Source organism: Streptomyces sp. NK08204 (genome assembly GCF_020400585.1).
GTDB lineage: Bacteria > Actinomycetota > Actinomycetes > Streptomycetales > Streptomycetaceae > Streptomyces.
The window spans coordinates 430,801-444,829 of the sequence record NZ_JAINVF010000002.1; the positions used below are offsets into that span (position 1 = coordinate 430,801).

Consider the following 14,029-nt stretch of genomic DNA (forward strand, 5'->3'; position numbering starts at 1 on the left):
GCGTCGCCTGTCGACCGGAAGGTGCGACCGCTCAGGGAGCCAGACGCCTTTTGACGCTGCGGGCTATGCGCCGGGGAGTGAGTCGGCTGAGCGTCTTGAACCGCATGGCCGCCTTGGCCGGTTGCGCGGGCTGGGCCTGCTTCGGCTCGGGCTTCGGCTTGGGCACCAAGGTGGTGAGTGCCGTGAGCTCGTCGGTGGCGCGAGCGGTCAGCAGTCTGCAGCGCAGGCGCGACAGCGGCGGCAGCGCGGCGATGAGCTCGTCGGGCATGTGCTTGCTGATCAGCTCGCCGGCGAGTTTCACGTACAACTCGCGGGTCTCTTCGGGCTGTGTGGCGAACCGGCCCGCGAAGCGTCCGAGGATCTCCCGGGTGAGCCAGCGATTGAGCAGCTTGTTCCGTTTCTCGCCGGGCGGGACATGGGCTGCGACCAGGTCCAGCACGTTGCCGACGTTGCCGAAGAACGAGGCGGGTTCCGGGAGCTGTTGGGTGAGGTGCGGGAAGTCGTCGCGGCGGACCAGGTAGTAGCAGTCGTAGTCGGCGACCACAGACACGGACCGGGCGGCGAAGTAGGCGCCCATGATGAACATCTGCTCCTCGGCAAGGCGGACGCCTTCGGCGAAGCGCAGGTTGTGTTCCATGACCATGGAGCGGCGGAATAACTTGTGGGCCGTGAGGGTCCACACGCCGTTCGTGGTGAAAAGGTCGCCGCCCTCGACATTCCGCTTGAACGCAACGGTGGGGGCGGTGCGGCCCACGCCTGCGATCCTGCCGAGTACGACGTCGGAGTCGTTGCGGTCAGCGGCGGCGACCATGCGCTCCAGGGCCTCGGTGCCCAGGTAGTCGTCGGGATCGGCGAAGAACAGGAACTCCCCCGAAGCCAGGGCGATGGCTCGGTTGCGAGGCCCTCCAGGGGCACCGGAGTTCTCCTGGTGCACGACGCGTATGACCTGCGGGTGGCGAGCCGCCCACTCATCGAGGAGCGCCCCGCTTCCGTCGGTGGAGCCGTCGTCGACCACCACCACCTCGACCGAGTCCAGGCCGATGCTCTGCCCGGTGATCGACTCCAGGCACTCGGGCAGGTGATCAACGGCGTTGTACACGGGAATGATGACGGAAACCCGGGGACACCGGTGCGACGCAACGGTCATGCAGGTACTCCTGATGATGAAGACTCGAACAGATCAGCCACTATGAACAGAAGGAAGTTGAAGGCACTCGGTTGCCTCGATTCATGAGTTATCTCTGATCGCTGATCTGTTCTGCGGTTTGTCCGTAATGCCCTTGAGCGGTGCAGACGGGCCGTCGCGTGACGCCGGCTGTCAGGGCAGCGGATCGCGTGGATGCTCGGGCTGTGACCGGTCGTGGTGCGACCCCGTCGACCGCAGCCTGCTCTGCCATCGCCAGATCGCCGGAGAAGGTGGTCTTTCATCCGTGCTCAAGGTGGGGTCAAGCCCCCCCGTACAGCCGCCCCTCCGTGAGACGGGCCCGACGGAGTGCCGGCCAGAGTGCGTGCATGATGTCCCGGTAGGTGCGATGGGACTGGCCCGGTGGAAGCCGCGATGCCGGTGTCAGGGAAGAGACGCGCGTAGATGGCGGGTGCGTTCTTCATCGGACTTCGGGGCGGTCGTCATCGTCGGCCCGGTCGTCTTCCCCGGGCGTGAGGGGATGCCGCATCCAGACACCCGGGTCCTCGTAGCGTCCTATGTCGCGCTCCCGGTCTATGTCCACCGGCTGCTGCGCGCCGGGCACGACGTACAAGCCGCTCTCAGGGAAGCTCATACCGGTCCACTCCTCCCACTGGGCGACGGTTCCGGTGCTGATCGCCGTGGTGGGGGCGACGCACAGGATGTGAGCGCCCAACTGCCAGTGGACCCGTATCCACGGGTCGAAAGGAGAGCCGTCGGGCCGCTTCCAGTGCATGTACCGCTCCATGGGCGTCAGCGGGTAGCGGTGCTTGAGAATGGGGCCGACGGGTGCGACCAGAGACTCGAGCCCATGCCGAGCAGCGAGCGAACGCATCGCTCGAACCAGAAGGGAACTGAGACCCTGGTTCCGCTGCTCCGGCATGACCATGGCTGCCAGAGCGGAGAGCGTAGTGGTCTTACGGCCATGACGAACGGCGTTCAATCCCCGCTCGATGATTTCATCGAGGGTTGAGGGCAGGTCTTTCACGGTGCCGTTCCAGATGAAGGGGACGGTGTGTCCGGCCGCAACAACGGTGTCGTGTGGATGGCACAGCAGTAGCTGATAATCCGCGAAGACATCGAAAAGTGAGTCCCAGTAGTCCCAAGGGGCTCCGTCGAGGAACTTGTCCCAGGACCTCTCGTGCAGAAGTTCCACCTGATCCTCAAGTTCTGGGCGCTGGCTGAGCGTGAACAGTTCGACGGACTGCTGCTTGGTACGTGTCACCGCTTCGCGTTCCATGCTCACGACCTCCTCTCTGCGGCAGATCTTCGAGGCGCGCGCTGGACGACCTCATGGTCCCGAGCGCGTGGCGGCCTCACAGTCTGTGCCTCCGCCACGCGCCTGCGTGTATGCGGCCGTAGGAGGCCGCCAGGGTGAACACGGCCGCGAGACCGAGCGTCGCCCAGACGTAGGTCAGGCCGAGTCCGAGGACGGCCTCGGCCAGGTAGGCGGCTCCGATCATGATTCCGCTCGCGATGAACTCGATCAGTGATCCGATGGCCGTGTCCGCGGTGCCGAAAACGGCGGCGGACCACATTTCGGCCGGGACCATGACCAGCATCACCAAGGAGACGATCCGAAGCGGTGCGGAAGCGGCCGCGATGGTCGCCTGATCGCCGGTGAACAATGAAAGTGCTGCACCGGGCCAGAGGGCGCCGAACAGGGCGAGTGGAAGGGTGATCGCGTACGCACTCGTCACCAGTGTGTGCAACAGGGCCGACATGCTGCCTGCTCTGCCACGCCCTATCAAATTGCTCACGAGGGAAAAGGCGGCCTCGCTGAAGGCGACAGCCGGAATGATCAGCAGGCCGTAGCAGGCGAACACCATGCTCGATGCAGCGAGCGCGTCCTCACCGATCCGCGCCACGATCAGGAGGAAACCCACCCAGCGCAGCGTTTCGATCAGGAAGTGCCCGCTGATCGGCCAGCCGAGGCGCAGCAGCCGAGCCGCCGAGACACCACCGATGACGCGAGGACGGATCAACGTCCACCCGCCGACCCCGATCTGACGCCTGGCACGGTGAGCGAAGAAGACGAGTGTGCTTGCCTCCGCCACGGCGAAACCGATGCCGGCGCCTTCCATGCCGAGGCGCGGCGCACCGGCGCGGCCGAACACCAGAAGGTAGGTGACGGCGAGGTTGACACAGAACACGAGGGCCGTGGCGGCCACGAGAATGCGGGTGCGCCCGATGCCCACGTACAACGAGCTGTAAGCGAAGTTCAGGGCGAAGAACACGACGCCGAACACCCCGTACCGAAAGAAGTCCGCCATGGCCGCGGCGACGGCCGCGGAGTCGATGATCCGGTCGGCGTATGCCTCGGTTCCCAGACGCAGGAAGAGTCCGATGCCGATCACCGTCGGAAGCACCAGGCGAATCGTACGGTCGAACGTCGCAGCAACTTCGTCCTCACGCTGCTGACCGGTTCTCCGGGCGACGGCGATCTGCATCGCTCCGATCAGGCCGATCGCCGGGACGACGGCGACCTCGATCAGCGAATCGACAAATCCGATGGCCGCCAGCTCGGCCGAGCCGATCCGTCCGAGGAACGCCGTGTCGGTGAACTGGATGGCCGCGTCGCCGATCTCGGCGCAGAGGATCGGCGCGGTCATCGTGCGTACCACCCGCCCGAATTCCGGTGCCACAGCCCTTCCGTTCCCGCCTTCAGGTCTGGTTCACAGCAGTGTGAATTCGTACGAGTACCGGTTCAGGTGCATGACCATGCAGGACAGCAGCGCCCCGCCCTTGTGGTACTCGGAAAGATTCAGGTAGCTCACTTCCATCGCATGCTCTGCGGCGATGTCCTCGAGCTTACGGTTCTTGCGCAGCTCGAGCTGGTAGTCCTCGGTCCCCGCCTTCAGCTCGTGGATGTGAGATGAGTTCACGATGGTGTTGGCACACCTCACCGAGTTGCAGATGCCGGCGAAGCAGTGATCGTAGGAGACATCGATGATGTTGGTGCGTTTTTCAAGCTCGGCGACTTCCTCGCGCTCGAACAACTCTGTACAGACCAGTGTGTCCTCCCGGGTGATCGGGAAAATGGTGCAGTCGACATGGTAGAGGTACGGGTCCTTTTCGCGGACTTTGACGACATCCATGTCGAATACCTGTTCCATCCAGCTGTAGGTCTCCGGCTCGGAGCGCTGGCCGTATCCTCCGGCGTAGACGTTGCCGTGCAGGTGCTTGAGCTCGGCTTCCCCTTCGAATTTGTGCGGGGCGACATGCGTCTCGTACCCGAAAAGTTCGAAGAACCGTACGCCGACCTCGGTTTCGTCCCGCCGGGGCTCCGATGCGAAATTGGACACCACTACGGGCGTGCGTTCCAGGTGGGTCAGCACGATTCCGAGATTTCCTGTGAAGACCAGATCCTGCAGCCCATCGATCCGGGGGGTCGGGAGGATGCAGACGAGCGCATCACCGGCCAGGAAACGGTACAGGTCGAGGAACTGGGCCATCGCCCTGCGCATGTCGGGCACCCGGTCCTGGGGCCGCAGCTCCTCCATCCACACGTTGTTGGCGGCTTCGGTGGAGTAGGAGAAAGGGGCGTTGAGGAGAAATGCGGGACGCTCCAGTTGCGTTGGGTTGCGCGGCTGGTACTGGGGATGGTCAGCCGGAGCTCCGGTGTCGATGATGGTGGACTGCATCGCTGCTCCTGGGCAAGTGGCTAACGCGATGGGACGGCCCCCTTCCTCCTCTTCCTCTCCTTGATTTCGATGACCGTGTCGATCCCTGCCTCGACATGGCAGTGAACGGGCTGTGTCGGCAGAAATTCCCACAATGGTGAGAGCGGTACGATGAGATCCACCTGAGAGCCGTAGCGGATCTGCGAGAATCGCCTTCCCTGGGCGACTGGCCAGTTCTGGCGCAGCCCGAAGGGAGTAATGGAGTCGACATCATAGTCGGCGACCTGGAGGATGAAATAAGACTGCCCGAGCTGCAGCGAGTCGATACGGTTCACGACGCGCTGATTCTGGTGGAGGTAGTCTGCTTCGTCGAGCGATATCCGAAGGTCGTCGATAATGCTCTTCTCGACGCCGAGCATGGGACGGTTCGTCGTATCTACCGCATCGAGCAGCCAGTACGACAGACGCCCCGGATAACTTATGCGGTTCACGTGCACGTCGAAGAACGTCATGAAAATGCCGACGACGATGCTCCGGCTGTCGTAGCAGGGGTCGCGCAGGGCCTCGCGCAGCGAGTAGGGGCGCCCTTTGATGTCGACAAGACTCTCGTCGGGCCCCACCTCGTCCTGATAGAGGATCACCCCGTCCGCCGGCGCGAGGAAGTAGCTGATATCCGAATAGACTGGACGTACTGGGTCGCGGAAGAAATTATGCGACGAGAGCCAGCTCACCGGCTTGTCTCTGAACTGGGCGACGTCGCTCTCTATCCATTCTCGCAATTCCTTGGACATGTGGACCACACACACAGAGGTCTTCAGAGGCTGAGACAAACAGTGAGACTATGTGGAGTTCTCCCGTTCAGGCTACAACTCCCCAGGGCTTGGCCACAGGACAGGGCTTCGGTAAAGCGTCATGATGTCCTGTTCATGATCACGAGATCCTGGGCAGGGCGAGCGGCCGGCGGGCGTCCCGGGCGTTGTGATGTTGGCGCTCCCCGCGAGGCGAAGGGGGATGCCGATGGCGAGGCTGCGGCAGGTGGCCATGGCGCGAGGCGCGGTTCCGGTCCCGTGCCGGGCGCCTCGGTCAGCAGCCGGCGTACGACGTCCACGGCCCCGGCCTCCTCGGGTGCGGCAAAGGCGGGCCTGGCTTCCTCGGCGGCCTGCGCGTGACGACGGCGGAGGCGTCGCCGGAGGCCCCACCGCCCCCATTGCGCCCTTGCCGTCGGCTGTCCACGAAGACCTTGCCGAAGGCCACATCTTCGAGATGCGCTTCACCTCCTCCCCGCGCGGAGCCCGCCTCGCCCGAAGGCTGGCCGCCGTACGGCTGGACGCATGGGGTGTCCCGTACGGCACCGGACCGCACGACGACATCCTGCTGATCGTGGCCGAGCTGACCTCGAACGCGGTCCGGCACGGTCGCGTCGCCGGCCGGGACTTCCACTTCCGTCTCCACGTCGTACCCGGCTCCGGGACCGTCCGCGTCGAGGTCACCGACACCCGCGCCGAGCGCCTCCCCAGGCGCCCCGCCGATCCCGCGGCCACCGGCACCGAGGAGACGGGCTGGGGGCTGCTCCTCGTGTCCCACCTGGCCGCCCGCTGGGATTGGAACCTGCGCCCGGACGGGCCGGGCAAGACGGTCTGGGCGGCGTACGCGCTCGTCCGAACTGGTCCGGCGGTACGCCGACTTCCCTCTCGGCGGAGTCGACTCCTAGGTGATCGCCGCGGCCGAACGCTTGGGAGTGGACCGCGGCGCGACGCTTGACCGCCGTCACTTCGGCGTCGTCCGCCCAATACACGCATCGGCACTCACCCTCCTGCCCTGACGGCAACCGGACCCGACAGCAACCCGCAACCACGGACGTCGACAGCGCACGGCCTCGCCGGGTGCGGCGGCGCGTCGGTGGTGGACGGTCGCCGACGGCCTCATGCAGCCCGCCCGTCAGGCATCCGTGACCCGCTCCAGCAACGCCACCGGCAGCCGCTCGAAAAGGTCCGCCACGCGCGCGTTCCCCGTGAACTCCCTCCCCGGCGTCAGCGTGTCCGTCCACCGCCCCGGCGGCAGCGACAGCCGTGTGTCCCGCCAGCCGCCTGACTCCGCGAGGCGCAGGGACAGGCGGGTGACGGCTGTGACCACCTCACTGGAGCGCACGAAGGCCGTGCAGTGCCGTGCCGCCGGGCCGTCGGCGGGCAGGGGTGCGTAGGTCGCCGTCGCGCCGAAGGCGGCGGGGCGGCGGGCGCGCAGGCGCAGTGCCGCAGTCGTCAGCGCGTCCTTCTCGCCGGGCGATGGGGGCGGAAACGCCACCGGCCGCCGGTTGTCGGGGTCGACCAGGGCGCGGTACTCGCCCTCCGTGCCCTGGTAGACGTCCGGCACGCCCGGCATCGTCAGCTGCACCAGCGCGGTGCCCAGGACGTTCGCCCGGATGTGCGGTTCCAGAGTCTTCCGGAACGCCGCCACCCGCTCACCGGGCGGCCCGCACGGCCCCGCCGCCACGAAGGCCGCCACCGCGTCCTCGTACGGCGGCTCCTGCTCGGTCCAGCTGGTGTACATGCCCGCCTCGCGCACATGCTTCAGCAGCGCCTCCCGCACCCGTTCCTCCTCGGCGGGACCGAGCCCGAACACCGTCTGCCACGCCGCCCAGGCCAACTGCCCGTCCGGCACGCCCTCCTCGGCCAGGGTCACCTCCGCCAGCAGTTGCGCCCAGCGGCCGGGGCACTCGGTGAGCACGGCCAGGGCGGCCCGCACGTCGGCGCTGCGCTTGGTGTCGTGTGTGGAGACGACCGTGCCGGTGAGCGGCCAGTCGCGCTGCACGCGCCCGCAGTACGCGTGGAACCCCTCCGGTGACACGCCCGGGCGGCCCGGATCGCCGCCCACCTCGGTCGCCGACAGCAGCGGCACGTAACGGTAGAAGGCGGTGTCCTCCACCGACTTGGCCCGCAGTGCCGACGCGGTCTGCGCGAACCGGGCGCGGAAGTCGTCCCGGGCGGCCCGGTCCTCCTCCGGTCCCGTGCCGGGCGCCTCGGTCAGCAGCCGGCGTACGACGTCCACGGCCCCGGCCTCCTCGGGTACGGCAAAGGCGGGCCTGGCTTCCTCGGCGGCCTGAGCGGTGACGACGGCGGAGGCGTCGCCGGAGGCGTACGGCCGGTACACGCGCAGTCGCACCAGCAGCTCTTCCAGTGCCGTGCGCAGCGCCCAGGGCGCCCGGTCGCGCAGCGTGAGGTCCGGTGAGGCGGCGCACAGCCGGGCCGCCACCCGGGTGAGCCGGTCCGTCTCCGTGGCCAGCTCGTGTCTGAGCACCTCGTAGGCCGCGCGCCGCGCCGTGGACTCCCAGTCTCCGCCGCGGTCCGTCTGCGGGGCGGCGAACCTCCGGTACGCGGCGAGCAGTTCACCGGCCCCGTCCGGGTCGGTGAACAGTCCGTCGACGTGGCGCAGGGCGTCGTAGCCGGTGGTGCCCGCGACGGGCCAGGAGGCCGGCAGGTGTTCGCCGGAGGAGAGGATCTTCTCCACGACCGTCCAGCATCCGCCGGTCGCCTCGTGCAGCCGCGCCAGGTAGCCGTCGGGGTCGGCGAGCCCGTCGGGGTGGTCGACGCGCAGTCCGTCCACCACGCCGTCCGCCAGCAGCTGGAGGATCTTGGCGTGGGTCGCGGCGAACACCTCGGGGTCCTCCACCCGTACCCCGATCAGCTGCGAGATGCTGAAGAAACGCCGGTAGTTCAGCTCGGTCCGGGCCAGCCGCCACCACACCGGGCGGTACCACTGCGCGTCCAGCAGCCGGGGCAGCGGCAGGTCCTCGGTGCCGGCGCGGAGCGGGAAGGCGTGGTCGTGGTAGCGCAGGACGTCCCCGTCGACCACCAGGTGTTCCAGCTCCGAGCCGAGCGGACCGCCGAGCACGGGCAGCAGCACGCGCCCGTCCTGCGCCTCCCAGTCGATGTCGAACCAGCGGGCGTACGGAGACCCGGGGCCCTCTCGCAGCACCTCCCACAGCGCGGGGTTGTACCGGGGTGCCATCGCCATGTGGTTGGGCACGATGTCCAGCACCAGGCCCAGGCCGTGCTCGTGCGCGGTGTGCGCCAGCGCCCGCAGCCCTTCCTCGCCGCCCAGTTCCTCGCGTACGCGCGCGTGGTCGACGACGTCGTAGCCGTGGGCGGAGCCGGGGACGGCCTCCAGCACGGGGGACAGGTGCAGGTGCGAGACGCCGAGCGACGCCACGTACGGTACGGCCGCCGCCGCGGCGGCGAACGGGAACACGGGCTGGAGCTGCAGCCGGTAGGTGGCCGTGGGCACCCCCGGTCCGGGTCGCGCAGAAGTCATGAAAGGGTACGTACCCAGCCCGCCTGCTTTCGTGTCATCACCCCGTGCACGGTCCCCCGTGAGCGGCTCGCCGGCCCCGCCTGCCTCCCGGGGTTCACCCGCCCGGCGTACGCTCTCGGCGGCGCGGCCCCCTACGCCGGGCGCTGCAGCACCGTGAGGCTGCGGTCCGGCAGGGTGATCCGGTCACCCGCCCCGACCTTCGCTCCCCACCCAGGCGGCACCCCCTCGGGGCGGGCCGTGTCGACGACCACCTGCCACTGGCGGCCGTGGTCGACCGGCACCGCAAAGTCCAGCAGGCCGGGGGAGGCGTTGAACATCAGCAGGAAGGAGTCGTCGGTGACGCGCTCCCCGCGCGGGCCCGGTTCGGAGATCGCGTTGCCGTTCAGGAACACCGTGAGCGCGGACGCCCGCGCCGAGTCCCAGTCCCGCTGGGTCATCTCGCGGCCCTCGGGGGTGAACCAGGCGATGTCGGACAGCTCGTCGTGGATGCCCTCCACCGGCCGCCCGTGGAAGAAGCGGCGCCTGCGGAGGACCGGGTGGTCCCGGCGCAGCCGGACCATCGCGCGTGTGAACTCCAGCAGCTCGCCGGGGGCCTCCGGCCAGCTGAGCCACGACACCTCGTTGTCCTGGCAATAGGCGTTGTTGTTGCCGCCCTGGGTGCGTGCGAACTCGTCGCCGTGACTGATCATCGGCACGCCCTGGGACAGCATCAGCGTGGCGACGAAGTTGCGCATCTGCCGGGCGCGCAGCGCGAGCACGTGCGAGTCGTCGGTCTCACCCTCCACCCCGCAGTTCCAAGACCGGTTGTGACTCTCGCCGTCCCGGTTGTCCTCGCCGTTGGCCTGGTTGTGCTTGTGGTCGTACGAGACGAGGTCGCGCAGGGTGAAACCGTCGTGGCAGGTGACGAAGTTGATGGAGGCGAGCGGGCGGCGTCCGTCGTCCTGGTAGAGGTCGGAGGAGCCCGTCAGGCGGGACGCGAACTCCGCGAGGGTGCGCGGTTCGCCCCGCCACAGGTCCCGTACCGTGTCGCGGTACTTGCCGTTCCACTCGGTCCACAGCGGCGGGAAGTTCCCCACCTGGTAGCCGCCCTCGCCCACGTCCCAGGGCTCGGCGATCAGTTTCACCTGGGAGACCACCGGGTCCTGCTGCACCAGGTCGAAGAACGAGGACAGCCGGTCCACCTCGTGGAACTGCCGGGCGAGGGTGGCCGCGAGGTCGAAGCGGAAGCCGTCGACGTGCATCTCGGTGACCCAGTACCGCAGCGAGTCCATGATCAGCTGCAGGACGTGCGGGGACCGCATGAGCAGCGAGTTCCCGGTGCCCGTGGTGTCCATGTAGTAGCGGGGATCGCCCGCGAGCCGGTAGTACGACGGGTTGTCGAGGCCCCTGAAGGACAGCGTCGGGCCCAGGTGGTTGCCCTCGGCGGTGTGGTTGTAGACGACGTCCAGGATGACCTCGATGCCGGCCTCGTGCAGTGCCCGGACCGCCGACTTGAACTCCAGGACCTGCTGACCGCGGTCGCCCCAGGAGGCGTACGCGTTGTGCGGGGCGAAGAAGCCGATGGTGTTGTAGCCCCAGTAGTTGCTCAGGCCCATGTCGACCAGGCGGTGATCGTCCACGAACTGGTGAACGGGCATCAGTTCGAGCGCTGTCACGCCCAGTTCGGTCAGGTGTTCCAGGACCGCCGGATGTGCGAGCGCCGCGTACGTGCCGCGCAGCTCCTCCGGCAGCCCCGGGTGACGCATGGTCAGACCCTTGACGTGGGCCTCGTAGATCACCGTGTGGTGGTACGCGGTACGCGGGGGCCGGTCGTCGCCCCAGTCGAAGTACGGGTTGATCACCACGGAGGTCATGGTGTGCGGCGCCGAGTCCAGGTCGTTGCGCCGCTCCGGCGCGCCGAAGTGGTAGCCGTACACCTCCTCTCCCCACCGCACGGCACCGCTGATCGCCTTCGCGTACGGGTCGAGCAGCAGCTTCGCGGAGTTGCAGCGCAGCCCGCGCGGGGGGTCGTACGGGCCGTGCACCCGGTACCCGTAGCGCTGGCCGGGCATCACGCCCGGCATGTACGCGTGCCGCACGAAGGCGTCACTCTCGCGCAGCTCCACGGCCGTCTCCGAGCCGTCGTCGCGCAGCAGACACAGTTCTACTCGGTCCGCGGCCTCCGTGAAGACCGCGAAATTGGTTCCGGCGCCGTCGTAGGTGGCGCCGAGCGGATACGCCTCGCCAGGCCAGACCTGCATGGACACGACTCTCGCAGGTCTGCCGTTCCGCCGGGGCGGCGTCGGCCGCGAGTCTCCCCGAAAGTTGTCCGTCACCGCTAAGGCCGTGCTTGCGTACGACGGTACGGTGCCCGCGGGCCTCGTAATCCTTGCGGTCCCCGGAAGCCCCCGGCTACCGGGAGTTCCCCGACCTCCCGGAAACGGGGGAACCTCCCGCGGCTCGCGTCCCTCTTACCGGCCGACCAGTGCGCACGGACCACTTGTGGACCAGCCGTGTGCCGAACCAGTGGGGCAACACGTACTCCCGGGGACCGAGGGGAGTAGGGGGAAGATGTGCGCGAGATAGTGCACCGCCATCTGGGCAAGATGGTGGCCGGTGCGGCCCTGGCGGTGGCGGGGACCGCCGCGATGGTCGCGATCACCCTGCCGGGGACGGCGGGAGCGGACGACACGGGAGGGGGCAGGAACGGCACCCAGGCCGCGCGAGGAGCGGACCAGGGGCCGGATGCGGTCCGGCCGGGCGTGGTGGAGCAGGCGCCCGCCGAGGCGAAGAAGGGCACGGGCCTGGACCCGCTGACCGACGACGAGATCCGGCGGGTCGACACGATCGCGCTGGGCGGGCAGCTGCTCCGCACGGGCCAGAACGTCACCGGTGGCCGCGGTCCGCAGCGGCTCAGCGCCGACCTCGCCGACCCCGAGGCCGACGAAGTGGACGACCCGCACGCACCGCGCCGCGCGGACGTGACCTTCTACGACTACCGCGACGACTCGCTCGTCACCAAGACGGTCGACCTGGACACCGGAAAGGTCGAGTCGACCCAGGTCAGCCACGGCGTCCAGCCGCCGCTGAGCCCCGCCGAGAACACCGAGGCGGCCCGGCTCCTGATCGCCGACCTGGTCGGTACGGGCCTCAAGGCGGACTACAAGGACGCCACCGGACACGAGCTGACCTCCCCGAACCAGCTGGCGCTGGGCGGCGCGGTCTACCGGGCCACACCGGGCGGGCAGCCCGCCGTGCTCGACAAGTGCGGCGAGCACCGCTGCGCGCGCCTGTTCGTGAAGGTCAAGAACGGCCCGTGGATCGACACCCGCTGGTACGTCGTGGACCTGAGCGCCCGCAAGGCCGCGAAGCTCGAACGGCCCTGAACTCACGGGCCCTGAACCTATGACGGCCCTGAACCTACGACGGCCCTGAGTCGACGACCGTCCTGAGTCGATGACCGTCCTGAGTCGGCGACCGTCCTGAGTCGCGACCGACAAGACCTTTCCCGTTTTCCTTTTGCATGAGGGAGTTACCTTCGCCATGCGCGCAAACAGACTGAGCCGCGCCCGCGGCCGTGCGGTCGTCGGCCTCGGTGTGGCCGCCCTGGCCGCCGGGTTCACCGCCGGCGCGGGCCCGGCCACCGCCCAGCCCGGGACCGCCCCCGCGGCCACCACCGCCACACCCGCCTGCAGCACCGCCTACCGGATCGAGCAGAAGCTCTCCACCGGAACCACCTGGCGGATGTGCTGGCGCTACGACAGCAAGGCCGGCCTCGTCCTGGAGAACATCTCCTACCAGCCCAAGGGCGAGTCCAAGCCGATCAAGGTCCTCAACAGCGCCCGCCTCGCCCAGATCGACGTCCCCTACGACGACGGCAGCGTCGAGTGGGACGACCTCACCGGCCAGGGCTTCGCGTACGGCCTGGACAACCTCACCCCGAGCGAATGCCCCGGCGGCACCATCAAGACCGTCCGGGTGCCCGACTCCGGGTCGGGGCACAACGTCAAGGGCCTGTGCACGACCACGCGTTCGCGCGGCCACGCCTACCGCAGGCTGGACGACGACACGAACAAGGTCTACCAGGCGCAGGGCAAGGACCTGCTCGTCTACACGGTCAACAAGGTCGGCTGGTACGAGTACATCACCGAGTGGCGGTTCCAGGACGACGGCCTGATCAACATGAACGCCGGCGCCACCGGCAGCCTTTCCCCTTCCGACTACGACGCGGGCGACGGACGCGGCTGGCCCCTCGGCAAGGGCGCCCACGCCTATGCCACCAGCCACAGCCACAACATCTTCTGGCGGCTGGACTTCGGCCTCGACGGCTCCTCCAAGACGAAGATCGAGCAGTACGACTCCGCGGTCACCCCGCCGTCGGGACGCCGCCAGGCCCCCTCCACCAGGACCACGCACACCAGGGTCACCAAGGAACTGGCGGGCGACTACAAGGCCTACCGCTGGTGGCGCGTGGTCAGCGCGACCGGCAAGAACAAGGACGGGCACGCCCGTTCGTACGAGATCGTCCCTGGAGCCACCACCAAGTACCCGGGCCGCGGTTTCACCAAGCATGATGTGTACTTCACCGACTACAACAAGTGCGAGCTGTTCGCCAGCAACAACCCCACCTGCGCCCAGGGTCACCCGGTCTCCGTCGACAAGTGGGTCAACGGCCAGACGCTGACGCACCCGGTGGTCTGGATGAACGTGGGCTTCCACCACATAGCCCGGGACGAGGACCAGCAGCCCATGCCCGTCCACTGGCAGGGCTTCGCCATCGCCCCGAGGGACGTCACGGCTATGAATCCGCTCACTCCGGACGCGCTCGCATGGCAGAACGGCCACTGGCGATCGCGTAGTTGAGCTGCGGCCGGGAAACCGACCTGTCCATCCGGCTGCATCGCCGACCGCTCCCGGAGTACCCTTCCTTGATCGT

The 14,029-nt window shown here is 68.2% G+C and carries 10 protein-coding genes; 3 read left to right on the forward strand and 7 right to left on the reverse strand.

Annotated features, from left to right (window positions below; genetic code table 11):
- Window positions 1-31 precede the first annotated feature (31 nt).
- The 5 genes from K7G59_RS05000 to K7G59_RS05020 all read right to left on the reverse strand — a co-directional run bounded on the left by K7G59_RS05000 (window position 32) and on the right by K7G59_RS05020 (window position 5,597).
- Window positions 32-1,147, reverse strand: a complete 1,116-nt coding sequence (locus K7G59_RS05000; RefSeq protein ID WP_225830595.1) for a glycosyltransferase — start codon at window positions 1,145-1,147, stop codon at window positions 32-34.
- 457 nt (window positions 1,148-1,604) lie between these two features.
- Window positions 1,605-2,423, reverse strand: a complete 819-nt coding sequence (locus tag K7G59_RS05005; RefSeq protein WP_225830596.1) for an N-acetyltransferase — start codon at window positions 2,421-2,423, stop codon at window positions 1,605-1,607.
- 76 nt (window positions 2,424-2,499) lie between these two features.
- Window positions 2,500-3,828 (reverse strand): MATE family efflux transporter, encoded by a 1,329-nt coding sequence (locus tag K7G59_RS05010; RefSeq protein ID WP_225830597.1) that lies wholly within the window; start codon window positions 3,826-3,828, stop codon window positions 2,500-2,502.
- Between the two features lie 30 nt (window positions 3,829-3,858).
- On the reverse strand, window positions 3,859-4,827 hold the full coding sequence (locus K7G59_RS05015) for a dimethylarginine dimethylaminohydrolase family protein (protein WP_225830598.1): 969 nt from the start codon (window positions 4,825-4,827) through the stop codon (window positions 3,859-3,861).
- A 20-nt stretch (window positions 4,828-4,847) separates the two neighbouring features.
- On the reverse strand, window positions 4,848-5,597 hold the full coding sequence (locus K7G59_RS05020; RefSeq protein ID WP_225830599.1) for a phosphatidylserine decarboxylase: 750 nt from the start codon (window positions 5,595-5,597) through the stop codon (window positions 4,848-4,850).
- A 472-nt stretch (window positions 5,598-6,069) separates the two neighbouring features.
- Here K7G59_RS05020 and K7G59_RS05025 point away from each other — a divergent pair, with 472 nt between their 5' ends.
- Window positions 6,070-6,567, forward strand: a complete 498-nt coding sequence (locus tag K7G59_RS05025; RefSeq protein WP_225830753.1) for an ATP-binding protein — start codon at window positions 6,070-6,072, stop codon at window positions 6,565-6,567.
- Window positions 6,568-6,744: 177 nt separating this feature from the next.
- Here the strand turns inward: K7G59_RS05025 and treY are convergent, their stop codons facing one another.
- The gene (gene treY, locus K7G59_RS05030; protein ID WP_225830600.1) at window positions 6,745-9,114 is read right to left on the reverse strand and encodes a malto-oligosyltrehalose synthase; all 2,370 of its coding nucleotides are present in this window, start codon (window positions 9,112-9,114) and stop codon (window positions 6,745-6,747) included.
- A 131-nt stretch (window positions 9,115-9,245) separates the two neighbouring features.
- Window positions 9,246-11,354, reverse strand: coding sequence for a glycogen debranching protein GlgX (glgX, locus tag K7G59_RS05035; RefSeq protein WP_225830601.1), 2,109 nt, complete (start codon window positions 11,352-11,354; stop codon window positions 9,246-9,248).
- 312 nt (window positions 11,355-11,666) lie between these two features.
- Between glgX and K7G59_RS05040 the strand changes: the two genes are divergently transcribed.
- Entirely contained in the window at window positions 11,667-12,479 is an 813-nt protein-coding gene (locus tag K7G59_RS05040; RefSeq protein WP_225830602.1) for a Tat pathway signal sequence domain protein, read from the forward strand.
- A gap of 157 nt (window positions 12,480-12,636) precedes the next feature.
- Window positions 12,637-13,956, forward strand: coding sequence for a copper amine oxidase (locus K7G59_RS05045; protein WP_225830603.1), 1,320 nt, complete (start codon window positions 12,637-12,639; stop codon window positions 13,954-13,956).
- The last annotated feature ends 73 nt before the right edge of the window (window positions 13,957-14,029 follow it).